The organism is Nitrospira sp. (genome assembly GCA_029194535.1).
Taxonomy (GTDB): domain Bacteria; phylum Nitrospirota; class Nitrospiria; order Nitrospirales; family Nitrospiraceae; genus Nitrospira_C.
In genome coordinates, this window is record JARFXR010000001.1 from 1,811,477 (window position 1) to 1,837,469 (window position 25,993).

27 protein-coding genes and 1 tRNA gene are annotated in these 25,993 nt (G+C 61.3%); 15 read left to right on the plus strand and 13 right to left on the minus strand.

The window, feature by feature from the left end:
* Positions 1–117 precede the first annotated feature (117 nt).
* From P0111_08300 to P0111_08315, 4 genes are all read left to right on the plus strand, one after another.
* Entirely contained in the window at positions 118–771 is a 654-nt protein-coding gene (locus P0111_08300; GenBank protein ID MDF0644019.1) for a bifunctional precorrin-2 dehydrogenase/sirohydrochlorin ferrochelatase, read from the plus strand.
* A gap of 20 nt (positions 772–791) precedes the next feature.
* Entirely contained in the window at positions 792–1,100 is a 309-nt protein-coding gene (locus P0111_08305) for an MTH1187 family thiamine-binding protein (protein ID MDF0644020.1), read from the plus strand.
* A 376-nt stretch (positions 1,101–1,476) separates the two neighbouring features.
* Positions 1,477–4,167 carry a response regulator gene (locus tag P0111_08310; protein MDF0644021.1) on the plus strand — a complete coding sequence of 897 codons (2,691 nt, stop codon included), beginning with the start codon at positions 1,477–1,479 and terminating at the stop codon, positions 4,165–4,167.
* A complete protein-coding gene (locus P0111_08315; protein MDF0644022.1) occupies positions 4,164–5,606 on the plus strand; it encodes an outer membrane protein transport protein in 1,443 nt (480 codons plus the stop codon). The genes P0111_08310 and P0111_08315 overlap by 4 nt, the downstream gene beginning before the upstream one ends.
* An 87-nt stretch (positions 5,607–5,693) precedes the next feature.
* Here the strand turns inward: P0111_08315 and alr are convergent, their stop codons facing one another.
* The 12 genes from alr to P0111_08375 form a co-directional block, all read right to left on the minus strand.
* Positions 5,694–6,803 carry an alanine racemase gene (gene alr, locus P0111_08320; GenBank protein MDF0644023.1) on the minus strand — a complete coding sequence of 370 codons (1,110 nt, stop codon included), beginning with the start codon at positions 6,801–6,803 and terminating at the stop codon, positions 5,694–5,696.
* 48 nt (positions 6,804–6,851) lie between these two features.
* Entirely contained in the window at positions 6,852–7,415 is a 564-nt protein-coding gene (gene frr, locus P0111_08325) for a ribosome recycling factor (protein MDF0644024.1), read from the minus strand.
* 16 nt (positions 7,416–7,431) lie between these two features.
* Positions 7,432–8,157, minus strand: a complete 726-nt coding sequence (gene pyrH / locus P0111_08330) for a UMP kinase (protein MDF0644025.1) — start codon at positions 8,155–8,157, stop codon at positions 7,432–7,434.
* A complete protein-coding gene (gene tsf / locus P0111_08335; GenBank protein MDF0644026.1) occupies positions 8,154–8,750 on the minus strand; it encodes a translation elongation factor Ts in 597 nt (198 codons plus the stop codon). The genes pyrH and tsf overlap by 4 nt, the downstream gene beginning before the upstream one ends.
* Before the next feature lie 208 nt (positions 8,751–8,958).
* On the minus strand, positions 8,959–9,732 hold the full coding sequence (gene rpsB, locus P0111_08340; GenBank protein ID MDF0644027.1) for a 30S ribosomal protein S2: 774 nt from the start codon (positions 9,730–9,732) through the stop codon (positions 8,959–8,961).
* A gap of 229 nt (positions 9,733–9,961) precedes the next feature.
* A complete protein-coding gene (argJ, locus tag P0111_08345; protein MDF0644028.1) occupies positions 9,962–11,194 on the minus strand; it encodes a bifunctional glutamate N-acetyltransferase/amino-acid acetyltransferase ArgJ in 1,233 nt (410 codons plus the stop codon).
* A gap of 18 nt (positions 11,195–11,212) precedes the next feature.
* Entirely contained in the window at positions 11,213–12,277 is a 1,065-nt protein-coding gene (gene argC / locus P0111_08350) for an N-acetyl-gamma-glutamyl-phosphate reductase (protein MDF0644029.1), read from the minus strand.
* 114 nt (positions 12,278–12,391) lie between these two features.
* Positions 12,392–12,784 carry a 30S ribosomal protein S9 gene (gene rpsI / locus P0111_08355; protein ID MDF0644030.1) on the minus strand — a complete coding sequence of 131 codons (393 nt, stop codon included), beginning with the start codon at positions 12,782–12,784 and terminating at the stop codon, positions 12,392–12,394.
* A gap of 188 nt (positions 12,785–12,972) precedes the next feature.
* On the minus strand, positions 12,973–13,404 hold the full coding sequence (rplM, locus tag P0111_08360; protein ID MDF0644031.1) for a 50S ribosomal protein L13: 432 nt from the start codon (positions 13,402–13,404) through the stop codon (positions 12,973–12,975).
* 31 nt (positions 13,405–13,435) lie between these two features.
* The gene (locus P0111_08365) at positions 13,436–13,936 is read right to left on the minus strand and encodes a bifunctional nuclease family protein (GenBank protein ID MDF0644032.1); all 501 of its coding nucleotides are present in this window, start codon (positions 13,934–13,936) and stop codon (positions 13,436–13,438) included.
* Position 13,937: 1 nt separating this feature from the next.
* The gene (locus P0111_08370) at positions 13,938–14,405 is read right to left on the minus strand and encodes a bifunctional nuclease family protein (GenBank protein MDF0644033.1); all 468 of its coding nucleotides are present in this window, start codon (positions 14,403–14,405) and stop codon (positions 13,938–13,940) included.
* Between the two features lie 166 nt (positions 14,406–14,571).
* Positions 14,572–14,853, minus strand: a complete 282-nt coding sequence (locus P0111_08375; protein MDF0644034.1) for a Fe(2+)-trafficking protein — start codon at positions 14,851–14,853, stop codon at positions 14,572–14,574.
* A 175-nt stretch (positions 14,854–15,028) separates the two neighbouring features.
* Here P0111_08375 and P0111_08380 point away from each other — a divergent pair.
* The 3 genes from P0111_08380 to P0111_08390 all read left to right on the plus strand — a co-directional run bounded on the left by P0111_08380 (position 15,029) and on the right by P0111_08390 (position 16,529).
* Positions 15,029–15,115, plus strand: a tRNA-Leu gene (locus P0111_08380).
* 207 nt (positions 15,116–15,322) lie between these two features.
* On the plus strand, positions 15,323–16,084 hold the full coding sequence (locus tag P0111_08385) for a hypothetical protein (protein ID MDF0644035.1): 762 nt from the start codon (positions 15,323–15,325) through the stop codon (positions 16,082–16,084).
* A 166-nt stretch (positions 16,085–16,250) separates the two neighbouring features.
* Entirely contained in the window at positions 16,251–16,529 is a 279-nt protein-coding gene (locus P0111_08390) for a sulfurtransferase TusA family protein (GenBank protein MDF0644036.1), read from the plus strand.
* On the opposite strand, the gene P0111_08395 is transcribed toward P0111_08390, so the two are convergent.
* Positions 16,526–17,323, minus strand: coding sequence for an SAM-dependent methyltransferase (locus P0111_08395; protein ID MDF0644037.1), 798 nt, complete (start codon positions 17,321–17,323; stop codon positions 16,526–16,528). The genes P0111_08390 and P0111_08395 overlap by 4 nt on opposite strands.
* A gap of 63 nt (positions 17,324–17,386) precedes the next feature.
* Here P0111_08395 and ccsA point away from each other — a divergent pair, with 63 nt between their 5' ends.
* The 8 genes from ccsA to tilS all read left to right on the plus strand — a co-directional run bounded on the left by ccsA (position 17,387) and on the right by tilS (position 25,992).
* Positions 17,387–18,190 (plus strand): cytochrome c biogenesis protein CcsA, encoded by an 804-nt coding sequence (gene ccsA / locus P0111_08400; protein ID MDF0644038.1) that lies wholly within the window; start codon positions 17,387–17,389, stop codon positions 18,188–18,190.
* A gap of 2 nt (positions 18,191–18,192) precedes the next feature.
* On the plus strand, positions 18,193–19,554 hold the full coding sequence (hemA, locus tag P0111_08405; GenBank protein MDF0644039.1) for a glutamyl-tRNA reductase: 1,362 nt from the start codon (positions 18,193–18,195) through the stop codon (positions 19,552–19,554).
* A 102-nt stretch (positions 19,555–19,656) separates the two neighbouring features.
* Complete coding sequence (hemC, locus tag P0111_08410; protein ID MDF0644040.1) at positions 19,657–20,607, plus strand: hydroxymethylbilane synthase; 951 nt, start codon at positions 19,657–19,659, stop codon at positions 20,605–20,607.
* Positions 20,604–22,175, plus strand: coding sequence for a uroporphyrinogen-III C-methyltransferase (gene cobA / locus P0111_08415; GenBank protein MDF0644041.1), 1,572 nt, complete (start codon positions 20,604–20,606; stop codon positions 22,173–22,175). The genes hemC and cobA overlap by 4 nt, the downstream gene beginning before the upstream one ends.
* A gap of 39 nt (positions 22,176–22,214) precedes the next feature.
* Positions 22,215–22,607 (plus strand): CBS domain-containing protein, encoded by a 393-nt coding sequence (locus P0111_08420; GenBank protein ID MDF0644042.1) that lies wholly within the window; start codon positions 22,215–22,217, stop codon positions 22,605–22,607.
* Positions 22,608–22,611: 4 nt separating this feature from the next.
* Positions 22,612–23,583: a porphobilinogen synthase gene (gene hemB, locus P0111_08425; GenBank protein MDF0644043.1), complete on the plus strand. Its 972-nt coding sequence runs from the start codon at positions 22,612–22,614 to the stop codon at positions 23,581–23,583.
* Between the two features lie 5 nt (positions 23,584–23,588).
* The gene (locus tag P0111_08430; GenBank protein ID MDF0644044.1) at positions 23,589–24,533 is read left to right on the plus strand and encodes a bifunctional riboflavin kinase/FAD synthetase; all 945 of its coding nucleotides are present in this window, start codon (positions 23,589–23,591) and stop codon (positions 24,531–24,533) included.
* A gap of 1 nt (position 24,534) precedes the next feature.
* Positions 24,535–25,992 (plus strand): tRNA lysidine(34) synthetase TilS, encoded by a 1,458-nt coding sequence (tilS, locus tag P0111_08435; protein MDF0644045.1) that lies wholly within the window; start codon positions 24,535–24,537, stop codon positions 25,990–25,992.
* Position 25,993: the final 1 nt, after the last annotated feature.

Sequence of the window (25,993 nt, forward strand, 5' to 3'; positions counted from 1 at the left end):
GATCAAGACTTTGGAAGGTAGCAGACGGTCTCGATGCGCGAGTCGTGCGAGTGAAGAACGGCGGCGCGGCCTGAGGACCGTTTTAAACTACGTGAAGGCACATTGAAGGAGTGAGCCATGGCTGCGAATCCAGGTTTTCCCTTGTCGCTTGATGTTAGAGGTTATCCCGTCGTGGTGCTCGGGGGCGATGAGGAGGCGGCGGAAAAGACGCAACGATTGTTGGATGCCGGCGCCAAAGTAACGGTGGTCGCGCCGATGTTGCACGATCACCTCAAGCAACTGGCCGCGTCCGCGAAAGTGGTCCACCGCGGGCGTCATTTCCGCGAGGCTGACTTGGAAAGCGCCGTTCTGATCCTGAACATGGTGCGAGGGGATCGGGACTTCGCCCGCTCGCTGTTCGCCAAGGCCCGCGAGAAAAAGGTGTTGTTGTGGTCGGTGGATTTTCCCGAAGCGTCGAGCGTGAACATGCCGGCGGTCGTGGCGACCGGACACATGCGTCTGGCCATCAGCACCAGCGGCCAAGCTCCGGCGCTCTCGGGTTTCATGAAGGAGGATTTGGAGCGGATTCTCGACGGCGAGTTCGCGGCATTCGTGGAGTGGCTGGGGGAGTTGCGAGAACAGGCGAAAAAGGATGAGCCGGATGTGGAGAAGCGGCGGACGCTTCTGCGGGAAGCTCTCGATGGGTTCCGATTCTTGGGTAAGGTACAGTATCCGAAGGTCTGGCTCGATCATCGAGCCCAGGAGAAAGCCGGCAGCCCGGCGCAGCCTTGAAGCGAGGAGGAGTGACGACCATGGTGTTGTTGGAGTTCAGCATGTCCCCCATCGGCAAGGGCGAGAGCGTGGGAAAGTACGTCGCCCGTTCGCTGGACATCGTCGATCAGAGCGGTGTGGAGTATCGCCTGAATCCGATGGGAACCGTCCTGGAAGGGGAGTGGGACGAGGTGATGGCGGTGGTGAAGAAGTGCTATGAACGCATGAAGAAGGACTGTAACCGGATTTCCTGTTCGGTCAAGATCGACTACCGAAAAGACCATTCCGGCCGGTTGTCCGGAAAAGTCAAGAGCGTGGAACGTCGGCTGAAGCGCCACGTGCGGACCTGACGCGACGGCCGTTGGTTCCACGGCCTCGACTTCTGTATCTTTTCCTTCCCTTTTTGTATCTCAATCAATACTGACCAGCCTCCGTGCCTGGTCCCATCCTATCTCCTCACGTCGTCTCAACCGGGATGCAGAGAGATTCAGACGGTTGTTCGCAGCTGTAGGCTATACGACAAAGGTACGTCCTTTGCGTAATGCGAAAAGCTGCGAACTGGAATCCGCCGCCTGTTTTCGGTGAGACATTTGCCGAAGGGCTCTGCGAAGCAGTCTGACGGACTGGAGTGGAACGGCCCTGGTCCAAATGATTGAGCGCCACACAAGAGTGCCGCGACTGACGACATGGTTGGGATATAGCTCGGAATCCGAATCAAGGCCAGTGATGACACCTCATTTGCTGTCGCAGGACCATACGATTCTGGAACGGGGAACGATGCAGTTCGTCCCGTTCGGTGTCGATGCGCGCGGCGAACCGGTCCGAGACGTCAGTGGCATCGTCATCCGCGACAACGTGGACTATCTGGAGGAGTGGATGACTCGGACCAAAGGGACCGAGGCGGCTCGACGAGCCATCGAGGAGCTGTGCCGGCTGCTCAACCGACGCTTGCGCGATTCCTCGCACCACGTGACGCTCGAGCAGTTGCGCAATGTCTGGAACAGCTACTCGTACGAATTCACGTCGTATCTGCGCGAGTTTTGTCGGGAACTGTCCGAGGATCCCGCGTTCTACCGGAACGTCGGACGGGAGAAGCACATTTCCCCGCTGATTCAGGCATTGGGGCGACCCTTCAGCCTGGCGCAAGTCCACCGTATGTATCCCTATTACGCGAAGAAATTCGCCCGGGGTCTGGACTATTCGGTCGTCGCCGTCACGGAATCATCGGCGGTGCTGCGCTTGAGTCTGACTCAGCGGGTCTATGAGCAATTCGGATCCTACCGAAAAGCTTGCGCAGCGCAGATCTGCGAGTCCGTCAAAGGGCGGCTGGCCATGGTTCCGGCGAAGCTGCATGGGCTGCCGCCGTCCACCGTGACGGATCGGGCATGCATTGTCAGGGGCGACGCGCACTGCGAGTGGGAGGTTCGATGGCAGTCGCAGTCGAACCGCCATGTCGCATGGCATGTGTGGGGCGCGCTCGTCGGGGCGCTGGCGGCGGCGGCGATGCGATCCTTGTTTTCCGGGGTAAGCATCGGAGAACTCGCCCTGGCGGCGCTCGTGCCGATAATCGTGTCCGGAACGCTGATCAATCGACGGTTGCATCAGGAGAGCCGACTGCGGGAAACGTTGATTAAAGAACAGATGGCCGACGTGGAATCGCGCCATGAACAGCTTCGGGACGCCTATCTTGAGCAGGAGCAGACGCGCGTGGAGTTGCGGAGAAAGATCAGCCATCTGATGGTCCTGCATCGAGCCGGGCTGCTCTTCAGTTCCATGCTCGACCGTGAGGTGTTGCTGCAACAGGTCTTGGAGACCCTGACCAGTGACTTGCATTTCGACAGAGCCATGATCTCGTTTTATGACCCGGACCAACAGGTGGCCAAGGACGCGAGACTCGTCGGCGTGTCTCCCGAGGTCACGGCTCGAGCCCGTGCCAGCGTCATTCCCGTGTCGGACCCCGAGAGTCCGGAGGGCACGGTGTTGTTGCGCGGCACCCCGCTGCTGATTGGCGATATCCGGACGGTGTGGGGACGCCTGCATCCATCGACCAAGCAACTGGCGATGCTGATCGGGACCAAGGCGTTCATCGTCGTGCCGCTGAAGGCCAAAGATCGCATCCTCGGTTGCCTGATGGTCGATCGAATGCAGGAGCATTGTCTGACTCTTGAGGATCTTGAGCTGTTGGTCACCTTCGCCCACCAGGTCGCCGGGGCGATGGACAACGCGGCTGCGTACCGCCAAATCGAAGAGCTCAACGTGGGATTGGAAGCCAAGGTCCGCGAGCGCACGGCCGAACTGGAACAGGCGGACCGTCTGCGTTCGCAGTTTCTGTCCCATGTGTCGCACGAACTGAAAACGCCGCTGACATCAATCAAGGGCTTTCTGCAGAACATGTTGGATGGACTGACCGGGACGGTGAACGAGAAACAGCAGCGATATCTGTTCCGTGTGCTGGAAAACTCCGAGCGCCTCATCCGCATGATCGACGATCTTCTCGACCAAACGCGGATTCAAACCGGCCGGCTGGAGTTGGTTCCGGCCCAGGTCGATCTGGCCCACGCGGTGTCCGATGCAGTGGAGCAGCTCAGGCCTCTGGCTCAAGGCAAGCGGCACAAGCTGGAGGCGGTGTATCCCTCCGTTCCGTTGATTGTCTGGGCTGATCGGGATCGGCTGTTCCAGATCGTCACCAACCTGGTCCAGAATGCGGTGAAGTTCACGCCGGAATGCGGATGCGTCACCGTGGAGGTGACGATGGCGCATCCGTGCGCCGCCAAGATTTCCGTCCAGGATTCCGGTCCCGGTATTCCCCCTGAATTCATCGACAAGGTCTTCGATCCATTCTTCAAGCTGAAGGCGCGGACCGAGACCAAGGGATTGGGACTGGGGCTCTCCATCGTGCGCACCCTCGTCGAATTGCATGGAGGCGCCATCGAGGCGCGGAGCGGCGAGGACGAAGGGGCGGAGTTTTCGGTCACTCTTCCACTGTGGTCTCCACCGAACATCCATGTGAAAGGGGGGATCAATCGGATGGCGCCGGTTCTGGTGGTCGATGACGACTCGGACATTCGGCAATATTTGGAAGATCGCCTGAGGGCCAAGGGCTATGACGTCCGATCGGAAAGCGACGGTCTCCGGGCTCTGGAAGCGATCTGTCGGGAAACGTTCTCGGGCATGATCCTGGACATCGGCCTGCCGTCGATCGGCGGCATGGAATTGCTGAGACGGATCCGCCGGAAGGATCAACAGGTCCCGATCGTGATGGTGACGGCGTCTGGGGCCAGGGACACGGCTGTGCAGGCCATTGGGAGTGGCGCCCAAGCCTATCTGCTGAAGCCGTTTCATGCGGACGAATTGGAGCAGGTAGTGAACACCTGGTTCGGGGCCGCGGAACCTGCGAGCCGAGAGGCTGCTGAATGAGGCAGGCCGTCGTAGTGGAATGGGCCGGCGGACTGTCAGACTGGATTCGACTGAGGAGGGTCCGGGTCGGCCGGCTGTCCGGCGTGGTCCTCACGCTCGTGGGGTTGTGCGGCGCGGCGGCTGCGCCCCGGATAGCGTCGGCTCAGGTGCCTCGTATACAAGGCCAGGGCACGGCGGCTTCGGCTATGGGCAATGCCTTTGCCGCGCAAGCGGACGATCCGTCCGCCGTTCACTATAATCCCGCCGGGCTCACCGGGCTTCACGCGGTCGAATTCATGGGAGGGTTGCTGCTGTCGGGTGGCACGACCAGGTTTGCCGGTCCGACCGGCGTGACAGCCACCGGGGACCGAAACGGCAGTGTGGCCTGGCCGCCGCCTGCCCATCTCTATCTGACCGCCAATTTTCAGGACCTTGGGCTGAGAGCCCTGGGGCCGCTTTCGGCGGGGATCGGCGTCACATCACCGTTTGGCTCGTTGATGCGGTGGCCCACTGACGGCCCTTTTCGCAGCGCCACGGTCTTCAATACGCTTCCGCTGCTGGACATCAAACCGACGGTGGCCTATGAGCTGGTCCGTGGCCTGTCCTTGGGGGTGGGGGCCGATATCTACACCTTTTCCGAATTGGTAGGAGAGGGACAGGTCGAGAGGCAGTCGATCTGGCCCGGCGGGTTGGGCATCCCGGCCGGCGCTCGAATCGAGCTGCTCGGCGCCGATACGGCGGCTGGTTTCAACGTGAGTCTGTTGTACACCGCGCTGCGAAATTCAGACGGGCGGCCCCTCATCAACATCGGCTTCGTCTATAGAAGTCAGGCGACTCTGCATCTCTCAGGTGCATTTCTGGCCAACGGAGCCAAGGTGTCCGACGCCACGGCGACGTTGGTCCTGCCGTCTGTCATGACCGGCGCCGTCGCCGTGTGGCCGCATCGTACAGCGGCTCATGAATGGAAAGTGGAACTGGATGTCGACCGGGTCGGCTGGCATACGGTGAAGAACCTCGATGTGCATCTGGCGAACGGAGCGACGATTCCTCAACCGCTGAGTTGGCATACTACCTATGCGGTCATGGTGGGCACCGAATACAAGTGGCTTGCGCTTGAGGCGCTGCCTTCGTGGGACGTGGCGTTGCGCGCCGGCTATACCAACCAGCAGACGCAGATGCCGGATGTCTCGTTCGACCCCGGCGTGCCATCTGCCGACGTGAATATTCTTGGAGGGGGCGTGGGATTCCTCTGTCATGCCGCCGGCTCGTTCTTAGGGTTGGTCCGCTGCGGAGACGTTGGGGTAGGGGCGGTCAGAATGAAAGGCATCGGCCTCGACCTGTCTTACCAGGCTTCCCTGTATGAGACGCGTATCATCGTCGGCAACCGTAATCCGACCGTGAACGGTACGTACAGGACGGTGTTGCATACCGGAGGACTCTCGCTCCGTCTGTTGTTCTAGCGGGGACTGCCAACGGCTGGTGGTCGTCACCATCGGGTCGGAGATCGGTCGTGGGAAGCGTCTTTCAGCTCGTTCCGAAATGGTGGCTCATCCGTATATTCTCGGCACCCGAGGGCCGATCCCACAGAGAACTTCATAGGGAATAGTGCCGCTCCATTGGGCGATCTCGTCCGCTCCGATGGTCTCCTGGTCCTGCCGCCCGATGAGCACCACCTCGTCGCCGATCCGCGCCGCCGGAATGTCCGTCACATCCACCATGGTCATATCCATGCAGATCATTCCCACGATCGGCGCGCGCTTGCCCTGAATCAGTACGGCTCCGCGGTTGGAGAGACGGCGGCTGTACCCGTCGGCGTACCCGATCGGCAACACGGCGATCCGACTGGGTCGAGCCGCGACGAACGTGCGATTGTAGCTGATGGAGGTCTCCGGCCTGACTGTTCGCAGGTGCGCGATGGTCGTCCGCAAGGTCATCACCGGTTTGAGCGGCGGGGCGGACACGGAGGCGGGAAGGGTGTGATAGCCGTACAGCATGATGCCGGGCCGCACCAACGAGAAGTGCGCTTGGGGGTACCGGACGATGGCGGCGCTGTTGGCCGCGTGAATCAACGGGGGATGAAGTCCGCGCGCCTTGAGGAACTCGAGTGCCTCGTGAAACCTGGCCAGTTGCTGCTCGGTATAGTCCGAAGTTTTTCCGTCGGCATCCGAAAGGTGCGTCATCATCCCCTCGACCCTCAGCGAGGTTTCTTTCCGGAGGGAGTCGAGTACGAGCGGCATCTCGTCCGCTGAGAATCCGAGCCTGCCCATGCCGGTCTCGACTTTCAGGTGAACGGGCACGGACAGCTGTTTCGCGGCGGCTGCGCGTGCCAGGGCGGTCAATCGCGGCTGATCGCCGACGACGAGCGTCAGCCGACTGTGCAAGACGTCCGGGAGTTGCTCGTCGAACGCCGGACCCAGCACGACGATGTCCGCCGCGATGCCGGCCTCCCGCAAGGCGAGACCTTCGGCGACCGAGACGACGCCGAGCACGGACAGGCCGTGACGTACCAGCGCCTTGGCCGTTTCCGCGGCGCCGTGTCCGTACGCATTGGCCTTGACGACGGCCAAGACGGCGGCGTTGCCGGAGAGGTATCGTCGGATCTGGGTGAGGTTATGGACGAGGGAGGCAAGATCGATGTGAGCGTAGGTGGTGAGCACGATCCAAGTCGTTCTTAACGCGACGAGCGGTCGGGAAACGCCGCCGCGTCATACTTCCAGAATCTCCTGCTCTTTTTTCTTGATGACATCGTCGATCTTGTGCGTGTATTGGTCGGTCAGCTTCTGAATGTCGGCTTCGGACTTTCGGAGTTCGTCTTCGGTCAATTTGGCATCTTTCTGCAGTTTCTTCAACTCTTCGTTCGCATCCCGTCGAAAGCCCCGGATGTGGACCTTGGTGTCCTCGCCGTGTTTCTTGCAGATCTTGGTGAGTTCCTTCCGGCGCTCCTCCGTCAAGGGGGGAAGCGGCACACGGATGATCTTTCCGTCGTTTGAGGGAGTCACGCCGAGTCCCGAGATGGCGAGGGCCTTCTCGACTTCCTTGATGAGCTGCGGTTCCCATGGCTGGATCGTGATCAAGCGCGCCTCGGGCGTGGACAGGTTGGCGACCTGTCTGAGGGGCGTCATGGTACCGTAATAGTCCACCCGGATGTTGTCCAGCAGGGCGATGGAGGCGCGGCCCGTGCGCAGTCCCGCCAGCTCCCGTTTCAGGTGCTCCAGCGCCCCCTCCATCTTTCCCGTGACGGTCTGTCGTATCTCGGCGGCGTTCGGCATAACGGCTCCAAAATGGTTAGTGGCGCTCGCCGGTGACGAGCGTGCCGAGAGGCTCGCCCGTGGCCACGCGTTTGAAATTCCCCTGCTGTTTGAGACTGAAAACGATCAGCGGCAGGTTGTTGTCCATGCACAGGCTGATTGCGGTGGCGTCCATGACCTTGAGATTTTGGTTGAGGATGGCGAGAAAGGAAATTTCCTGATACTTTTTGGCGTTGGGATTCTTGACCGGATCTGCGTCATAGATCCCGTCGACTTTCGTGCCCTTCATGATGACCTGGGCTCCGATTTCCATCGCGCGCAGGGCGGCGGCCGTGTCGGTCGAGAAATAAGGGTTGCCGGTTCCTCCCGCGAAGATCACGACCCGCTTCTTTTCAAGATGGCGGATTGCGCGACGCCGGATGTATCCCTCCGCGAGCTGGCGCATCTCGATGGCGGATTGGACTCGAGTCATGACGCCGGCGCGTTCCAGCGCGTTCTGCAGGGCCAGGGCGTTGAGGACGGTGGCCAGCATGCCCATGTAATCGGCCGATGCGCGCTCCATGCCGCTGGCGCTGGCGGCGATGCCGCGGAAGATGTTCCCTCCGCCGATGACGACCGCCACTTCGATGTCGAGGGCGACGACGGACGCGATCTCGGCGGCGAGCCCTTCGAGAACGGAAGGCTGGATACCGTAGCCCTGCTCACCGGCCAGCATCTCTCCGCTGACTTTCAGGAGGATGCGCCGATAGTTGGCAGAGGTCATGATTCGCCCAATTGATAGCGGGTAAAGCGCCGGATGTTCATGTTCTCGCCGATCTTGGCGATCTTTTGAGCGAGCAGATCCTTCACCGTGACGGCCGGATCCTTAATGAAGGCCTGTTCAATCAGGCAACTCTCCTGAAAAAACTTTTCGAGCTTGCCTTCGACGATCTTGGGCCATGCGGCAGGGGGCTTGCCCATCTCCTTGGCTTGGCCTTCGTAGATCGAGCGCTCTTTGTCCACGGTGCCGCCAGGCACATCCTCGCGCCGGACATATTGCGGCTTGGCCGCGGCCACCTGAAGGGCGAGATCGTTGACGAAGGCCTTGAATTCCTCGTTGCGGGCGACGAAGTCGGTCTCGCAATTGACTTCGATCAGGACCCCGATTTTGCCTCCCATGTGGATGTAGGCGTGGATCAGACCTTGGTTGGTCTCGCGTCCCGCCTTCTTCTGGGCGGCCGCGAGGCCTTTCTGCCGCAGATAGTCCACGGCCTTTTCAATGTCGTCTCCGTTTTCCTGGAGCGCCTTCTGACAATCGAGGATTCCGGCACCGGTTTTCTCCCTGAGCTCTTTGACGAGTTGACTTGAACCAGCCATGCGCGACAGTCCTTTGCTTTGACGGTGAATGAAGTGAAACTCCTGTCCGATTCTGCCGCTCCGGTCCGGAGACCCGCGCACGCGGCAAGGCCGTTCCCCGATTCGACCGCGTCGACCGGGGAGAGGCGCCACGCCCCGACGATCCCGGATCAGAGGGCCGGCCCGACAACATGCTGCTGAATATCCCGCGGAGAAGGGTGCCGCGATCTCAGGATGCCGGAGCCGCGGCCAACGTGGCGGTACCGACCTTGTCGTCTCCAGCCGGGCTCGACTGGAACTCCGCTTCCTCGCGCTGAGTCCGAAGATGATTGCCCTCGATGCAGGCTTCGGCGATCTTCGATGTAATCAGCTTGATGGAACGGATGGCGTCATCGTTGCCCGGAATCGGGTAAGTGATATGGTCGGGGTCGCAGTTGCTGTCCACAATCGCAATGACCGGGATATCCAAACGCGTGGCTTCCTGCACGGCGATCCGCTCGACCCTGGTATCGAGAATGAACACGGCGCCGGGGAGACCACGCATGTTCTTGATGCCGGTGAGGAACTTTTGCAACTTGACGAGTTCCTTCTGTTTCTGCGAGATTTCCTTTTTCGTCAGGCCGTGCTGGGCCGGGTCGACCAGCATGCCCTCGATCTTTTTCATCTTGTCGATGCTGCGGCGAATGGTCTGGAAATTCGTGAGCATGCCGCCAAGCCAGCGCTGGTTCACGTAAAACATGTTGGCGCGCACGGCTTCCTCTTGGAGAATTTCCGCGGCCTGGCGCTTCGTGCCGACGAACAGGATGGATTGACCCGACGCGACGGTGTCACGGACGAAGGCATAGGCCTCTTCCATGCGCGTGACGGTCTGCTGCAGATCGATGATGTAGATGCCGTTTCGTTCGCCGAAGAGAAATTTCTTCATTTTCGGGTTCCACCGGTTGGTCTGGTGACCGAAGTGGACGCCGGCTTCCAACAACTCCTTGATCGCGATCACTCCCATGCCTTCACCTCCCCTCAAGGCCTGCAGAGCGCCGGCCACAGCCGGCGAGAGGGACCAGCCCCCTTATTCTCAAGCCGAGCGACGCTCCCACGCGTCGATGTGAATTTGTTTTGTGGGCCGGCCCGCAGAAATGTGCGCACCGGCATCTTGCTTCTTCGGCTCCAAAGCCTTGGCACAGTAGCAGATTGTCCAGGGTATTACAAGATGAAGGTGGGACGGTCGCGCCGCCTCATGACCGATAGCTGGCGTTGATACGGACGTAATCAAAGGACAAGTCCGTCGTCCACAGCTGCGCATCACGGCGTCCTTGACCCAAGGCCACTCTGACGGTGAACTCCTTGCGCCGAAAGACGCGCGCAATGCGGCGTTCAGCGGCCAGACCGAGTCCGACCCCTTTCCTGACCATGGGAATCCCGTCGAAGGACAGGGCGATCTTTGAAGGAATCAGCTCGACTCCGGCCCGTCCCACGGCGGCCATCACCCGCCCCCAGTTGGCATCTTCTCCGAAGAAGGCGGTCTTGACGAGATTGGACGTGCCGATCGTACGGGCGACCTGCCGGGCTTGCGCTATGGTGCGGGCTCCCACGACTTCGATCTTGACGACCTTGGTGACACCTTCTCCGTCACGGCAAATGGCCAGCGCCAACGTGCTGCAGGCTTCCGTCAACAGCTCGGTAAAGCGGCGATATCCCGGCGTGCCTTCCCGAATCACACGGTTGCCGGCCAGGCCGTTGGCCAGACAGAGCACCGTATCGTTGGTGCTCGTATCGCCGTCTACGGAGATGCAATTGAACGACTGATTGACCGCCGCAGTGACGGCTCGTTGCAGGGCGATTCGACCGATGGCCGCGTCCGTCGAGAAATAGCCGAGCATGGTGGCCATGTCGGGGTGGATCATGCCGGATCCCTTTGCCATCCCGCCGATCGTGACCCCCGCGCCGTTGATGTCGGCGCGAACGGCTACCGATTTAGGACGGAGATCGGTGGTCATGATCGCCCTGGCTGCCGGCAAGCCGCCGCGCGGACTCAACCGCCGTACGAGTTCGGAAAGGCCCCGGAGGATCCGGTCCACCGGCAATCGGCGCCCGATCACTCCGGTGGATCCGATGAACACCTCATGCAGCGGAATGCCTAAACGCTTCGCCAGTTCGGCGGCGGTGTTGCGGGCGGCGGACAGACCCTCCGATCCCGTGCAGGCGTTTGCGTTGCCGCTATTGACCAGGATCGCGCGCCCCACACCTTTTCGCAGATGGTGACGGTCGAGCGCCACTGGAGCGGCGACCACGCGGTTGTTCGTGAACACGCCGGCGATCGGCCCCGGTCGATCCGAAACCACGAGGGCCAAATCGAGAAGCTCCGGCTTCTTGATGCCGCAATGGATTCCGGCCGCCCGGAATCCCTTGGGCGCCGTGATGCCCTGGCCGTGCCTGAGTCTGGCGGTGTGTGCGGTGTGTGTGGACATCGGTGTCGGTGATCGAGATCAGGGATAGGCGGCGGGAGCCGTGAGTCCCATGGCTTCGGGCAGGTTCAACATGAGGTTCATCGCTTGGATCGCCTGGCCGGCTGCGCCCTTGACCAGATTGTCGACGGCGGCGACGGTGATCACCCATCCGGCACGCTGGTCGGCATAGATGCCGATGTCGCAGTAATTCGATCCCTTGATGTATCGGGGGTTGGGGACAATGTCCTCGGATAGTCTCACGAAAGGCGCGCCAATGTAATACGTGCGGTAGAGAGCCCGAAGGTCCGCCAGCGGCATGTGGCGTTTCAGCCGGCAGTACGCCGTGCTCAAGATCCCACGGTTCATCGGGACGAGGTGAGGCGTGAAGGCGACCCTCGACGCGGCGGTGTCTGCAGCCGGTCGTCCGGGAAGCAACGCGTTCAACTCTTGCTCGATTTCGGGGATATGGCGGTGCTGGCCGATCTTGTAGGGTTCGAGCGATTCATGCGCTTCAGGAAAGTGATAAGGCAGAGCCGGGCTTCTTCCGGCGCCGGAAATGCCGGACTTGGCGTCGATCACGACTGTATCCGGCTGAACGAGGTCGTGCGCAAACAGCGGAGCCAGTTGGAGAATCGCCGCGGTCGGATAGCATCCGGGAGAAGCGACCAGCCGCGTGTTGGCGATGGCGTCGCGATGCAATTCCGGAAGACCATACACCGCCTCTTTCAAGAGGTGCGCATGGCAGTGCGGTGTCTGATACCACTGTTCGTAGGCCGCGGGATTCTTCAATCGGTAGTCGGCGCTGAGGTCCACGACGGGCTTGCCGACCTTCATGCAGGCGGCGACGGGGTCCAGCGATTTCGTATGAGGCAGGGCCAGGAAGACGGCGTCGGCGTCCGCCAGCAGCGTCTCCGGGGCCAGGGACTGAAACGAATGGGAGACGAGGCCGGCGAGGCTCGGGAAGACCGAGGCCACGGCCATGCCGGCCGATTTTTCCGAGGTGACGGTCGCCAACTCGAACTGCGGATGCAGCGCGACCAGCCGGAGCAGTTCCGCTCCCGCGTAGCCGCTGGCCCCTGCAATGGCGATTCGATTTTTTTTCATCGCTCAACCAACACGCGACGGCGAATGTCTCGGTGCTTCACGCAGTCTTAGAGCGGCGGACATAAAAAAGGGAAGGCCGTGAGCCTTCCCTTTCTTCGATGCCGGCTCCGGCGATTAGCGCTTGGAGTACTGGAACCGTTTTCTCGCGCCCTTTTGGCCGTACTTCTTGCGCTCCTTGACGCGCGAGTCGCGCGTGAGCAGTCCTTCCTTCTTCAAAGGGGCGCGAAGCGGCTGGCTCAGCTCCACGAGCGCTCTGGCGATGGCATGACGAAGCGCTCCGGCCTGTCCCGTCGGTCCACCGCCGTGCACGGTCGCCTTGATCGAAAACTTTCCCGAGACGCCGGCGAGCTCGAGCGGCAACTGGATGATCTGCCGGAGGGTCAGCCGCGGAAAGGCCTTTTCCAGCGGTTGATCGTTGACGATGATATCGCCGGCGGTTCCGGTTACCCAGGCGCGTGCGATCGCGCATTTCCGCCGTCCCGTCGCATATTGCATTGCCGCTGCCATACTGCCGTGCCTCCTTCTTGAGTTAGCAGAATACCGGAAACGTCCATCCTCGGTGCACTCGCATAGCGCAGAGGCGCGACGTACGATGCGTCGTCTCTGCGTTCGCTGCGGGCTTGCCAGACGGCCTGTTTGAGCATCCTGCCGAAATCGTCATGATTCTACGTGAGCCGAGGTGGTGTCCAAGTGGGTTACAGGGTGATCGGCTCCGGCTGCTGAGCCAGATGAGGATGCGTGGTGCCGACGTACACGCGGAGCTTTTTCGCCATGTGCTTGCCCAGCGGAGTCTTGGGCAGCATCCCCTCGATCGCCAGCGTCAGCAACCGTGTCGGGTCTTTGCGGAACACGTGCTGTGCCGTGGCGGTTTTCAATCCGCCGGGATAGCCCGAGTGCGTACGGTAGAGCTTCGTCTCCAGCTTGTCGCCCGTGAGGTGAATTTTCTCCGCGTTCACGATCACGACATGGTCGCCCATGTCTACGTTGGGCGTGAACGTGGGGCGATGCTTGCCGCGGAGAATTGCGGCGACTCGGGCCGCCAGGCGCCCTAATGTCTTGCCTTCCGCATCGACCAGGTACCATTTTTCCTGTACGTCCATCGGATTCTGTAGATAAGTCGACATCATTCGTTCTCGCTCCTTCACGTCGAAGAGTGATTCAGATCTCGCGGACCTCGGGCTGCGCGCCGACGCGTTTCGACTCCAGCTTAGCGAGCCAGGCGTCCAAGTTGGCCGTGCTCCGCCGCGCGAGGACATCCTGCGCGATATAAATGGGGCATTGCACCCGCACGGCCAGCGCCAACGCATCGCTCGGCCGTGCGTCGAGGGTTCGGTCCACCCCGTTGTTTCCCAGGTGGACGGTGGCGTAGTAGGTGCTGTTGCGGACATCCGAAATGACGACGCGGCGGACCGTGACCCCCAAATGCTCCGCGAAGCTCTTGACCAGATCATGGCTCATCGGGCGCGGGGTGACGGTGGCGTCCAAGGCCAGCTTGATGGCGTGCCCCTCGGCCGCGCCGATCCAGATCGGAAACGCGTCGGGGTCGCCGCCTTTGCGGGAGAGGACGACGATCCTGGTCTCGGTGCTGGTCTCGTCGACCACGCGGTCGATCTGATACTCCACGAGCGGTTGATTCTGCGGCGCGTCGCTCTGGTTCATCTCACTTCTCTTCCCCCGAGTCCAGTTTGCCGAAATCCTCCGGTTTCAGGTTTTCCAGCCACTGCTCGAGTTCTTCCGAACTCTGTTTCGTCAGCACGGACTCCTTTGCGAAGATCGGAGCCTGGGAACGGAGAGCGAGCGCGATGGCGTCGCTCGGCCGCGCATCGACCGTGTATTCGGAGTCCCCGTACATCAGATGAATCTTGGCGAAGTATGTGTGGTCGGCCAGATCGGTGATCACCACACTCAGGACCTTGGCATCGTAGGCATCGAGAAACGACTTCATGAAATCATGGGTCATGGGACGGGGCGGGCCCACGTTCTCCAAGGCCATACTGATTGAATTGGCCTCGGATTTTCCGACCCAGATCGGCAACATTTCGGAACCGTCCTCATCGCGGAGCACCACGATGTAGGCGTTGTTGTATGGGTCGAACATCAACCCTTTGAGGTGCATTTGCGTGATCATAATGAACCTCCGTCACTCCCGGCGGCTGCTGCCGACGGGGAAACGGACAAGAAGCAGGGGACTCTATCATTTCCGTTTTTGGCCTGTCAACGAAGTCGGCCGGATCACGGAAGAATCTGGCGAGTGTCGCAGAACAATCTTGGAGAAGAGTCGAGTGTGCATCGTCTCACGATTGCGGTCGATAGTTTTGGTCCAACTTGCTCGTGTCCGCCTGCTCGGCCCCGATCTTGAGAAAGGCCTTCATCTGCTTCTTGACCAACTCGCGGCCGCTCTCGTCCCCGAGATTGACCTGGTATTCGTTGATGACCATCACACGCATGGACTCCCACTTTTTCCAGCAGGGTTTACATACCTTGGATTTGATTTCCGCTTCGAGTTTGCCCATGAACAGGGGTTCGGTGATCGTTTCCCCCGTTTGTCCGCACGTCACGCATTGCACTTCGGTCATGATCGCGATGTCCTCCTCAAAAAAAGAAACCGACCCTCGCGATGATTCTAACACCCGGCTCGAGCCGATGAAAAGAGGGATGCGGAGGACGTCAGCAGTGCGAAGATCGATTGACCCCTGGGTGGCATCATGTTAGAAGGAGCGCCCTTCTGTATGCGCTGTATGCGCAGAGGATGCCCGGATGGCGGAACTGGCAGACGCGCCGGACTCAAAATCCGGTTCTCGTAAGAGAGTGGGAGTTCGACCCTCCCTCCGGGCACCAGATAGGCCGGAGGGCTGAAGCCGCGTACGCTACAGCTCGTGTTCCAGGGAACGAGATCCCCCTTGACTTGTGTGCCGATGTGGCCTATAGTCCGCCCGCTGAGAGTTAGTATCATACGTATTTCAACGTCTTCATGTTTCGAGAGTTTTCACCCTTGCGTCCGTCATTACTTCATTACTTATCTCTAACTCACCAAGGAGGCAGCACATGCGTAACGTGTTGGCACTAGGAGCGGCAGTTCTTCTTGTCGGCTCCGTGAGTGTATCCATGGCTCAGGAACGTTTGCAGTCCAACCAGTCCGGTATGGGCGTCGGCGAAGGAGTCGGGGACGTGTCGGGGTCCAGCACCCGCGTCACCACATTCGACCGGCAGCAATTTCTTGATCGCCTGTCGCAGCCTGAAACCGTCTATGGCAGAGTCCTGGGCATTGATATTCCTGGGAGGAAGTTGCATTTGGAGAGTGGTGGGAGTTCTCACGACGAGGGACGAGCTGGCACTGGGTCCATGGTGTACCGGACCGTTTATCTCGATGACCGGACAAATATGGATCAGATGCGAACTATCGAGACCGGGGACGACGTCATGATAATGGCCGTTGAGGAGACCAGTACGAACCAGCCTTTCGGCACTGGTCGCAAGTTGGTCCGCGAAATCACCGTGCTTCGCGGCAACGAGAAGTTGGCCGGCTTCGGCGGACTCGGGCAAAGACCGAATCCAATGACGGAGCGCGGGATCAATACGAACAGTGGTAGCACCACCGGCGGCGTGAGCGGCGGCGTGCTGCCCGGCACTGCGACCGGCGTCGTGACTACCGGTGTCAGCGAGTTCACCGGTGCGGCCCCCTGCTGGAACTGCGAGCCGCAGCCGGGTTGGGGTTACAACACCGTGGCTCCCGAAACCAAGATGCCGAACAAGTCCGATTACGGATCAGATGTCGCCAAGCCGAACCTGATCAAGGGGCTTCAGTAAGCCGGTTCGAGCCTGGTGTGCAGGTCGAAAGGGGCAGCGCAAGCTGCCCCTTTTTATTTTCGGACACTGCTCGGGCGGGATCCTTGCCGCCGGTTCGGTTGCTGGATGGGATCATCGCGATCTGTCCGCTCGTTATGCGGACCGGTGTGACCGAATGCCGCGCGGCATGAATCGCGACGCGAGTAACCTGAGTGAGGCCGACATGACGGTGCAGCCCGATGCGGAACTGGATCTCAGGGGGGTCATCTGCCCCTATAACTTCGTCAAGACCAAGCTGAAGCTGGACACGATGGGGGAGGGACAGGTGTTGGTCGTGCTGCTGGATGACGGCGAGCCGATCCGAAACGTCCCTCAGAGCCTCCGCAATGAGGGCCACACGATCCTATCTCAGGAACAGATCGAGCGTGTGCATCGGGTCGTGATCCGCAAAGGCGGCGGCGATTAGGTGGGGCGGCCGATCTTCCGCCGATCTGCCGACCGCTTCGCGGACGTTGCACCTGTCACGACGACGGTCGTTTTCGTCCCTCCTCCTTTGCGCAAGCGGACCCCGAGTTTGAGCAGCGCCGGCGCCGTCCCTCGGTGGATCTGTTCATCTTCCATCGTCAGGTTCTGAGCCAGGACGATCATTCTGGTCGGCAACACGGAAGCGAGCGTCTCCAGCATGGCCGCGACGGCGCGTTCCTCGACGAAGAAGATCGCGGTGCGCCGGTCTCCGCACCGCTGACGGAGAAACGATGTGAGTCGCCGGCGGGATCGTGGCAGGCGTCCTTCGAAGACGAGACAGTCCGCGGAAAATCCGGACAGGGCGGCTGCCGCCGTGAGCGCCGAGGGTCCCGGCACGGATGTCACGGGAATCTCCGCTTGCCGGGCGGCCGCAATCAGGCGCGAACCCGGATCTTGGATCACCGGCATCCCGGAATCGGAAACCAACGCGACGTCGTCTCCGCGTCTGAGCCGATGGAGGAGCAGCGAGATTTTTTCTTCGAGATTCCCCGGTCCATAGCTCGTCACTGTGCCCGCGATGCCACCCGTGATTCCATGGTACGCCAAGAGGGCCTGCGTGGATCGGGGATCCTCGGCCGCAATGATCGGAACAATCCTCAGAATGCGCAGTGCTCGAATGGTGATGTCGTCGGGATCGCCGATGGGAGTGCCGACGACGTACAAGGTTCCCGGTCGCGGCGGCGCCTGCTCGAGCCTGGTCCTGGTGCTCTTTGGTTGACTCCCTTCTCCGCTCATCGATATAATTCTCCGTTTAAAAGTTGGAGTTTTGCCCTTACAAGTTGCGAGGATAGCACTGCGATGGCCGCGGTGTTTTTCATGGTGACCATGGCGCTGTACTTTACGGCGACGATGGCGTTTCTTGCCCTATTGTTGCGGCGGGCCGAGGCATTGTCGACAGTCGCGCTGAGCATCACGGCCACGGGATTTGCCACGCACACATTGGCGCTGGTTGCCAGGATGGTGGGGACGACGACCGCCTCGCCGCCGAGCTTTCAGGAGGCGTTGTCGTTTTTTTCCTGGATGCTGATCCTCGTCTTTCTTGTCGTCGAGTTCCGGCACCGTCTGCATGTCCTTGGATCCTTCATCCTTCCTCTGGCGCTGGTGTCCCTGGTGTCGGCCGCCGCCTTACCCGAAACCGCTCCCACCCTCCAGCCGGTGTTCCGGACCTTATGGGTGCACGTGACTCTCAGCATGCTTGGGACGGTCGGCTTCGCCGTGGCCTTTGTCGCGGGTGTCATGTATCTGATCCAAGACGGACTTCTCAAGTCCAAACGTTTCAACGTGCTCTATAGCAAGCTGCCGGCCTTGGATTTTCTCGACGAACTCAATCAACAGTCGATCGTGTTCGGATTCCCGCTGCTGACGCTCGGAATTGTGACCGGCGCCATCTCGGCCGAGTTTGCCCGCGGGGCCTATGTCAACTGGAACCCAGAGCAGACGTGGGCCATCGTCACCTGGTTGTTCTATTTCGCGGTGCTCGTGGGCCGGTTGACCGTCGGGTGGCGAGCCAAGCGGGCGGCGTATTTGACGATCATCGGATTCGCCTGCGTGATTTTGACGCTGGTCGGCGTGGCGATTAAGAGCTCCGGAGCCGTGTCCTAACCATGCATATCGTCGTCGTGGGACTGAGCCACAAGACCGCGCCGGTGGAGATCCGGGAAAAACTCGCGATTCCGGAAAGCCGGCTCGGCGAAGCGCTGGGCAGATTGTGCTCCTATTCCGGTGTGCGCGAAGGCTTGCTGTTGTGCACGTGCAATCGTGTCGAAGTGTATGCCGTCGTGGATGAGCTGGAGGTGGGCTATGGGCGTATTCAGGAATTCCTCGCCGATGCGCACATGTCGCTGTCGTCGGAACAGCTGACGCCGCATCTCTACTGGCAAACGGGGGATCGGGCCATCTCCCATCTGTTCCGAGTGGCTTCCAGCCTGGATTCCATGATCGTGGGGGAATCTCAGATCCTCGGGCAGATCAAGGATGCGTTCGATTCCGCTCTTGCCCACAAAGCCACGGGGTTGATTCTGAACAAGGTGGTTAAGAAGGCGATTTCCGTCGCGAAACGTGTGCGAACGGAAACGAAGATCTCCGAAATGGCGGTGTCGGTGAGTTATGCGGCCGTCGAACTGGCGAAGAAGATCTTCTCTGATTTGAGCGACAAGACAGTGCTGCTGGTCGGTGCGGGAGAAATGGCGAAGTTGGCGGCCCGACATTTCATCGCCAGCGGAGTCCGCAACGTGTGCGTGACCACGCGGAATCCGCAGCACGGGATCGAACTCGCCGACCGTTTCGGCGGCACCGCTGTGCTGTTCGAGCAGTTTCGGGAGGATATGGCTTCGGCGGACATCGTGCTGGTGTCGACCGGCGCCTCGCACTACCTGATCGGTGCTGAGGACGTGCAGCGGGCGGTCAAACAGCGCATGAACCGTCCGGTGTTTCTTATCGACATTTCGGTCCCGCGCAATATCGATCCTTCCGTGCGCCACGTGGACAACGCGTTTCTCTTCGACATCGACGATCTGAAGTTGCGTGTGGAGCGCAACAAGGGGGAGCGGGTCCAGGAAGCCGAGAAGGCCGAACGCATGGTCGTCGACGAGGTCGAGGTGATCCGGCAGTGGCTCCGCTCGCTGGAAGTGACCCCAACCATCGTGGCATTGAGGACGCGTGCGGAGGATATCAAACGGTCGGAAGTCGAGAAGGCCATCGGACGGCTCGCGCATCTATCGACGCAGGAGCGCGAGTTGGTCGAAGGGATGGCCTCGTCGATCGTCAACAAGCTCATTCACCATACGATGGTCACGTTGAAGACGGAGGTCGCCTCGGCCGACGGAGCCGCGTTTGTGGAAGCGGCCAGACGGTTCTTCAACTTGACCGAGACCGAACAAGGGGTCAATGGCGCAGGGTCCACGCTGCTCAAGGATGTCGGTGAGGAGACGGAATCGACGCAGCGGACAGGAGAAAATGCGCCGTGATGGGTGCGTTGAATGAGCCGAGGCTTCGGCGGGAGCCATGGCCGGAGCGTCGGTGAGCAGGACGGTGCCTCGAGTGACGACAGGCAGCCGCGAGCGGATTCTATGACGCCCGTGACACATACCCGATCGAGGCTCGTGCTCGGCACCAGGGGCAGCAAGTTGGCCGTCTGCCAGAGCGAATGGGTCCAGGCGCGGCTGAAGGAACTTGCCCCGGATGTCGGCGTCACGTTGCGCCGTATCCAGACCTCCGGCGACAAAATCCTAGATGTGCCTCTGGCCAAGATCGGCGGCAAGGGACTCTTCGTGAAGGAGATCGAAGAGGCGCTGCTGCGCGGTGACATCGATCTGGCCGTGCACAGCATGAAAGATGTTCCGGCCGAATTGCAGCCCGGCCTGGCGCTGCTGTGCGTTCCCCGACGGGAGGATCCGAGGGACGCTCTGATCAGCCGGGATGCTCGGTCATTCAAAGATCTGCCGCAGGGGGCGCGGATCGGGACAAGCAGTCTCCGCCGCCAGGCCCAATTGCTGCGGGCCAGGCCGGACTTCAAGATCGAAATGCTCCGCGGCAATCTCGATACGCGGCTCCGCAAGCTGCGCGAAGGCCAGTATGATGCGATCGTGTTGGCGGCGGCCGGGCTCCGGCGGTTGGGATGGGCGGAGGAGATTACGGAACTCTTGGATTTCGAGACTTGTCTCCCCGCGATCGGGCAAGGCGCGCTCGGCATCGAAGGTCGGGAGGACGACGACGTTGTCCGGTCGTTGTTGAGCGGACTGGAACATCACGCGACGAGGACGACCGTCATGGCTGAACGCGCGCTGCTTCGCCGCTTGCAGGGTGGCTGCCAGGTTCCGATCGCCGCGCACGCGACGATACTAGCTGGGGCTCGACTGTCGATTGATGCGCTTGTGGCCGGCTTGGACGGAACAGACATCGTCCGTGAACGAGCCGAAGGACCGGTGGAGGAGGCGGAGTCTCTCGGGGTCCGTGTGGGGGAACGTGTGTTGGCTCGCGGGGGCGACAAGATCCTACAGTCGATTTACGATAAGGCATGATGGACGGCGTGTACTCCGGTAAAGTCTATTTGGTCGGCGCCGGTCCCGGAGATCCCGGTCTCTTGACGCTCAAGGGGAAGGAGTGCCTTGAGCAGGCCGACGTGGTCCTGTACGATTATCTCGCGAATCCCGCCTTGCTCCAGTATGCGCCGGTAGAGGCCGAACGCATTTACGTCGGTCGTAGAGGTCGCGGCCGCTATCAGAATCAGGAGGACATCAATCGTGTGCTCATCGAGCGGGCGAGAGCGGGTGAGGTGATCGTCCGTTTGAAGGGAGGAGATCCGTTCGTGTTCGGTCGGGGCGGGGAAGAGGCGGAAGCCGTGGCGGCAGCTGGGATCGACTTCGAGGTGGTGCCGGGGGTCAGCGCAGCGGTGGCCGTGCCGGCCTATGCCGGCATCCCGGTGACGCACCGCACCCTGGCCTCGATGGTGACGGTCGTCACCGGCCACGAGGATCCTTCGAAGCCAGGGACGGACTTGGACTGGACGAAGCTGGCGATGCTCCCCGGCACGCTCGTGTTTCTGATGGGCATGAAAACGCTTCCCGCGATCGTGACGCGGCTCATTGAGCAAGGGCGTGCGGCGGACACGCCCGTCGCCGCCATCCGGTGGGGGTCGAGAGCGGATCAGCGCACGATCTGCGGCACGCTTCGGGATATCGTGACGAAGGCGGCGGCTGCGAAATTCGAACCGCCGACCGTGATCGTCGTGGGCGAAGTCGTACGGTTGCGGAACCGGCTGAATTGGTTCGAGCGTCGGCCGCTGTTCGGCAAGCGGATCGCGGTTACTCGTCCCGAGAGCCAGGCGCGCGAATTCACGCAATTGCTGTCCGCCTACGGGGCGGAACCGGTCGTGGTGCCGACCATCCAAATCGCGCCGCCGCCGAGCTGGGACACGTTGGATCAGGCGATCGACCGCTTGGGGGACTATCGCTGGCTGATTCTGACCAGCGTCAACGGAGTGGGCCCGTTCATGAGTCGTCTGCGCGCGGCGGGCAAGGATGCGCGCGCCCTGTCCCATGTTCGGGTCTGTGCGATCGGTCCCAGGACGGCGCACGAGTTGGAGGCCCACGGAATCGTGCCGGACCTGATTCCGGCGCAGTATCAGGCGGAAGGGCTTCTGGAGGCGCTCGGCAACGAGCCGGTGCGAGGGAGTCGGGTGCTGATTCCCCGGGCGGAAACCGCACGGGAAATTCTTCCGGAGCGGCTGACGGCGATGGGAGCGCACGTGGACGTCATTCCCGTGTATCGAACGGTTGCGCCGGTCGCGGCGCTGGATTGGTTCAAGGAGGAGATTGCGGCCGGGAGAATTCACTTGGTCACGTTCACGAGTTCATCCACTGTCCACAATTTCGTGGCCCTCATCGGGGGAGTGGATACGGCCAGGCGCCTGATGAACAGCGTTCCCATAGGCTGCATCGGGCCGATCACGGCGGATACCGCCGCAGAATATGGGCTTTCGGTCGCCGTCGTTCCGGAGGAGAACACAGTCCCCGCACTGACGGAGGCGATCGTACGGCATTTCGCCGGATCGGTGCAGGTCGCCTCCGCGTCGTCATCGCGTGAGTAATTGGTAGACGGACTAATTCCTATAGGAGGACTTATTGCCATGGTTCCTGTGAAATCGTTCATGGTGCCAAAAGACAAGTTCGTGACCGTGGAGCGTGATATGGACGCGCAGACCGCCGCGCGCATCATGAGAGATCGCGGCATCGGCAGCCTCTTTGTCACGAACGGCAAAGAGATCATCGGGATTCTCACTGATACCGACATGGTGCGGCGGGTGGTGGCGGCCGGGGCGGATACCCACAAGACGACGGTCGAGCAGATCATGTCGGCGCCCATCATGACGATCGAAGAGAGCAAAACCTTGCTGGACGCCAACGATCTCATGGCGCAGAGCCATCTTCGGCACCTGGGCGTGACGAAAGAGGGAAAACTCGTCGGCATGATCTCCGTGCGCGATCTCGTCGTGTTCCTCACCAACCTGCCGAGGAAATAGCGCGATGGCATTTCCCATCCAGCGATTGCGCAGGCTCAGGCAGCGTGAAGGGTTTCGGCGGATGGTGCGCGAGACGTCGCTGGCTCCCTCCGACTTCATCTATCCCCTGTTCGTCGTCGAGGGACGGGGTCGGAGCGAGGAGATCGTTTCGATGCCGGGACAGTTCCGCCGCTCAGTCGATCTCCTCATCAAGGAAGCGGGCGAGATCTTCGGATTGGGAATTCCGGCCGTCATCCTGTTCGGCGTTCCCGATCGTAAGGATGAGCGGGGGAGTTCCGGATTCGATCCCGACGGAATCGTGCAACGGGCGATCAGAGCGATCAAGGACAAGGTGCCGGATCTGGTCGTTGTGACGGATGTTTGCATCGACGAATATACGAGTCACGGCCATTGCGGCATCGTCAGGGATGGGTGCATCGTCAACGACGATACTTTGGAATGTCTGCGGGCCATGGCGCGGACCCATGCGCAGGCCGGAGCCGACATGGTAGCGCCGTCGGATATGATGGACGGGCGCGTGGCTGCGATCAGGGCGGAACTGGACGGAGCCGGTTATCCCGATACGCCGATCATGGCCTATGCGGCCAAGTTTGCCTCGTGCTTCTATGCGCCGTTTCGGGATGCGGCGGCCTCGGCTCCGCAGTTCGGCGACCGCCAGTCCTACCAGATGGATCCGGCCAACCGCCGTGAAGCCCTCCGGGAAATCGCGCTCGACATCGAGGAGGGCGCGGACATCGTCATGGTCAAGCCGGCGCTGCCCTATCTCGATATCATCGCCGCCGCACGGACCTTCACCGATCTCCCGCTTGCCGCGTACCAGGTCAGCGGCGAATACAGCATGATCAAAGCTGCGGCGAAGGCCGGCTGGCTTGATGAGCCCCGGGCCATGATGGAATCATTGCTGGCGATCAAGAGGGCGGGGGCCGATCTGATTCTCACGTATTTTGCGAAAGACGCCGTCCGGCTGCTTCGCTGACGACCATGTTGACGGTGACGCGGGGATTAGCCGACGCGCAACCCAGGCCGTACGCCGTTGCTACGATCGGCAATTTCGACGGCCACCATCTCGGGCATCGCGCGCTGCTTGGAACCGTGGTGGACGCCGCGCGCCGTTCCGGCGGCACGTCGGTTGTCCTGACGTTCGATCCGCATCCCGTGACGGTGTTGGCCCCCCAGGTCGCCCTGCGGTTCCTGACGAGTCCCGATGAAAAATTGGCGCGCCTGGAAGCCGCTGGCGTCGATGAAGTGGTGTTCATCGAGTTCACTCCCGCGCTTGCGTCCATGAGTCCGGAAGAGTTTGCCGAGTCGATCCTCTGTCGGCGACTGAAGCTCGCCGAAATCTTCGTCGGCCGGCATTTCGCGTTCGGGAAGGGGCGAGCCGGTCGGATCGCCGATCTCGAGCGCTACGGGGCAAAGCTCGGATTCGACGTTCACCCCTTTCCTCCCGTCACGCTGGATGGCGGGGTCGTCAGTTCCACGAGGATCAAACAGCTGATCCAAGCCGGCCAGATGGCAGATGCCGCCAGATTGTTGGGCCGATGGTATGCGGTGACAGGCGACGTGATTCCAGGCGCGCAGCGTGGACAGACGCTCGGCTGGCCCACGGCCAACCTCCGGCTTCCCCCGCAACGGGTGGTTCCTCCGGACGGCATTTACGCGGCTCGTGCGACGCAGGACGGAGCGACATATGATGCTGTGGCCTATATCGGGACCAGGCCGACCTTCGGCGGAGGCGACCGGCTGCTCGAGGTCAACCTGCTGGATGAGAACCGGAACCTGTATGGGCGCCCGCTGACCGTGGAGTTTGTGGAACGTCTGAGGGGGGATCGGAATTTTGCCACAGCCGAAGCGCTGGTGGAACAAATCGATCAGGATGCCGCGCGGGCCAGAGAACGGCTGAAACGGGCGGCGGAAGAGGTACCGTAACGTGGCGGCGCGGTCGGCTCGACCGACCAGGGCGGCTTTCTTCACGCGTGTCGTTCACGCCATTCGCGAGCAACGGCTTTTCTTTCCGGATCAGCATCTGCTGATCGCGCTCTCAGGCGGACCCGACTCCACGGCACTGGCTGCGGTGCTGATGCGGCTTGCGCCGGCGTGGCGGTTGCGGCTCACCGCGGTCCACGTCAATTATCGGCTTCGCGGAACAGAATCCGACGAAGACGAGGCCAGTGTGGCCTCGTTCTGCAAAGAGCGGAAACTGCCGTTGCGGATCCTGCGGCTCGCCGTCGTGAAGCGACCCGGACAATCTTCAGTGCAAGCGCTGGCGCGCGAAGCCCGATACGATGCGATGAAGAAGCTGGCGATGGAGATTGGAGCCGATCGAATCGCGGTCGGCCATACGGCCGATGATCAGGCAGAGACCATTTTGCTCTGGATGCTACGCGGGGCCGGGTTGACCGGGCTGGCCGGGATGCCGTCCATCCGCGATTCTATCGTCATTCGCCCGCTCCTTTCGGTAACGCGAGTGCAGATTCTGGACTATCTCAAGCAGGAGAAGTTGCGCTATCGGCAGGACTCCAGTAACGCCACGGATCGCTACAGGCGCAATCGCATCAGGCACGAGTTGATGCCGACCTTGCGGAGACTGTCTCCCAAGGTCGTCGCGCTGCTCCGGCAGTCGGGGGAACTGCTGCGGGAAGACGAGCGGTACCTGGATCAGGTAACTCGCGAGCACCTGTCCGGTTTGCTCAAACCGCAGAGTGGGGGAAGATTTCTGGTCGATGGACGAGCCTTCGCGCTTCTGCATCCCGCGTTGCAGCGGCGTGTCCTGCGGATGCTGTTGCGGAACCTCGAGGATTCCCAGCAGGCGCCGAGCGTCCGTGTGGTCGAGACGGCCAGGCGATTTCTCCTGTCCGGTCGCCGGCCGGTGTGCGTGCCGTATCGCAACGTGCATCTCAGACGTCGCGGTGAGTGGTTCGACATCGGCCACGGGAAACATCCGGAGACGGGCATCGCTGGTCCGGAGCAGGTTGAAGTCCCGATTGCGGTGCCGTCCGTCGTGTCTTGGGCTGGCACCAATACGCAATTTCATGTACAACTCCTGAGCAGGCAGGAAGTCGAGCCGTTTCTTCGAACCAAGATGCCGAACGAGGCGGTGTTCGATGCGGATCTTGTCGGGGCCCCTCTGGTCTTGCGCGGGTGGCGTCCCGGCGATCGGTTCCGGCCGGCCGGTATGAAGGGGAAAAGTAAGAAACTCCAAGACCTGTTCACGGACCTGAAACTTCCCCGGGACCGGCGAAACACCCTTCCCGTGCTGGCGGCACCCGAAGGCATTGTCTGGATTCCCGGCATCCGACAGGATGAGCGGTTCCTGGTTCGATCTCAGTCGACACGCTGTCTTCTGGTCACCATGATCGACCGGAGCGATGAAAAAGGAGAGCGATAGG

What these genes read in the sequence shown, in the direction of transcription:
- P0111_08300 (MDF0644019.1), top strand. Translation starts at nt 118, where the DNA reads ATGGCTGCGAATCCAGGTTTTCCCTTGTCGCTTGATGTTAGAGGTTAT.
- P0111_08305 (MDF0644020.1), top strand. Translation starts at nt 792, where the DNA reads ATGGTGTTGTTGGAGTTCAGCATGTCCCCCATCGGCAAGGGCGAGAGC.
- P0111_08310 (MDF0644021.1), top strand. Translation starts at nt 1,477, where the DNA reads ATGACACCTCATTTGCTGTCGCAGGACCATACGATTCTGGAACGGGGA.
- P0111_08315 (MDF0644022.1), top strand. Translation starts at nt 4,164, where the DNA reads ATGAGGCAGGCCGTCGTAGTGGAATGGGCCGGCGGACTGTCAGACTGG.
- frr (MDF0644024.1), bottom strand. Translation starts at nt 7,415, where the DNA reads ATGCCGAACGCCGCCGAGATACGACAGACCGTCACGGGAAAGATGGAG.
- pyrH (MDF0644025.1), bottom strand. Translation starts at nt 8,157, where the DNA reads ATGACCTCTGCCAACTATCGGCGCATCCTCCTGAAAGTCAGCGGAGAG.
- tsf (MDF0644026.1), bottom strand. Translation starts at nt 8,750, where the DNA reads ATGGCTGGTTCAAGTCAACTCGTCAAAGAGCTCAGGGAGAAAACCGGT.
- rpsB (MDF0644027.1), bottom strand. Translation starts at nt 9,732, where the DNA reads ATGGGAGTGATCGCGATCAAGGAGTTGTTGGAAGCCGGCGTCCACTTC.
- argJ (MDF0644028.1), bottom strand. Translation starts at nt 11,194, where the DNA reads ATGTCCACACACACCGCACACACCGCCAGACTCAGGCACGGCCAGGGC.
- argC (MDF0644029.1), bottom strand. Translation starts at nt 12,277, where the DNA reads ATGAAAAAAAATCGAATCGCCATTGCAGGGGCCAGCGGCTACGCGGGA.
- rpsI (MDF0644030.1), bottom strand. Translation starts at nt 12,784, where the DNA reads ATGGCAGCGGCAATGCAATATGCGACGGGACGGCGGAAATGCGCGATC.
- rplM (MDF0644031.1), bottom strand. Translation starts at nt 13,404, where the DNA reads ATGATGTCGACTTATCTACAGAATCCGATGGACGTACAGGAAAAATGG.
- P0111_08365 (MDF0644032.1), bottom strand. Translation starts at nt 13,936, where the DNA reads ATGAACCAGAGCGACGCGCCGCAGAATCAACCGCTCGTGGAGTATCAG.
- P0111_08370 (MDF0644033.1), bottom strand. Translation starts at nt 14,405, where the DNA reads ATGATCACGCAAATGCACCTCAAAGGGTTGATGTTCGACCCATACAAC.
- P0111_08375 (MDF0644034.1), bottom strand. Translation starts at nt 14,853, where the DNA reads ATGACCGAAGTGCAATGCGTGACGTGCGGACAAACGGGGGAAACGATC.
- P0111_08385 (MDF0644035.1), top strand. Translation starts at nt 15,323, where the DNA reads ATGCGTAACGTGTTGGCACTAGGAGCGGCAGTTCTTCTTGTCGGCTCC.
- P0111_08390 (MDF0644036.1), top strand. Translation starts at nt 16,251, where the DNA reads ATGAATCGCGACGCGAGTAACCTGAGTGAGGCCGACATGACGGTGCAG.
- P0111_08395 (MDF0644037.1), bottom strand. Translation starts at nt 17,323, where the DNA reads ATGAGCGGAGAAGGGAGTCAACCAAAGAGCACCAGGACCAGGCTCGAG.
- ccsA (MDF0644038.1), top strand. Translation starts at nt 17,387, where the DNA reads ATGGCCGCGGTGTTTTTCATGGTGACCATGGCGCTGTACTTTACGGCG.
- hemA (MDF0644039.1), top strand. Translation starts at nt 18,193, where the DNA reads ATGCATATCGTCGTCGTGGGACTGAGCCACAAGACCGCGCCGGTGGAG.
- hemC (MDF0644040.1), top strand. Translation starts at nt 19,657, where the DNA reads ATGACGCCCGTGACACATACCCGATCGAGGCTCGTGCTCGGCACCAGG.
- cobA (MDF0644041.1), top strand. Translation starts at nt 20,604, where the DNA reads ATGATGGACGGCGTGTACTCCGGTAAAGTCTATTTGGTCGGCGCCGGT.
- P0111_08420 (MDF0644042.1), top strand. Translation starts at nt 22,215, where the DNA reads ATGGTTCCTGTGAAATCGTTCATGGTGCCAAAAGACAAGTTCGTGACC.
- hemB (MDF0644043.1), top strand. Translation starts at nt 22,612, where the DNA reads ATGGCATTTCCCATCCAGCGATTGCGCAGGCTCAGGCAGCGTGAAGGG.
- P0111_08430 (MDF0644044.1), top strand. Translation starts at nt 23,589, where the DNA reads ATGTTGACGGTGACGCGGGGATTAGCCGACGCGCAACCCAGGCCGTAC.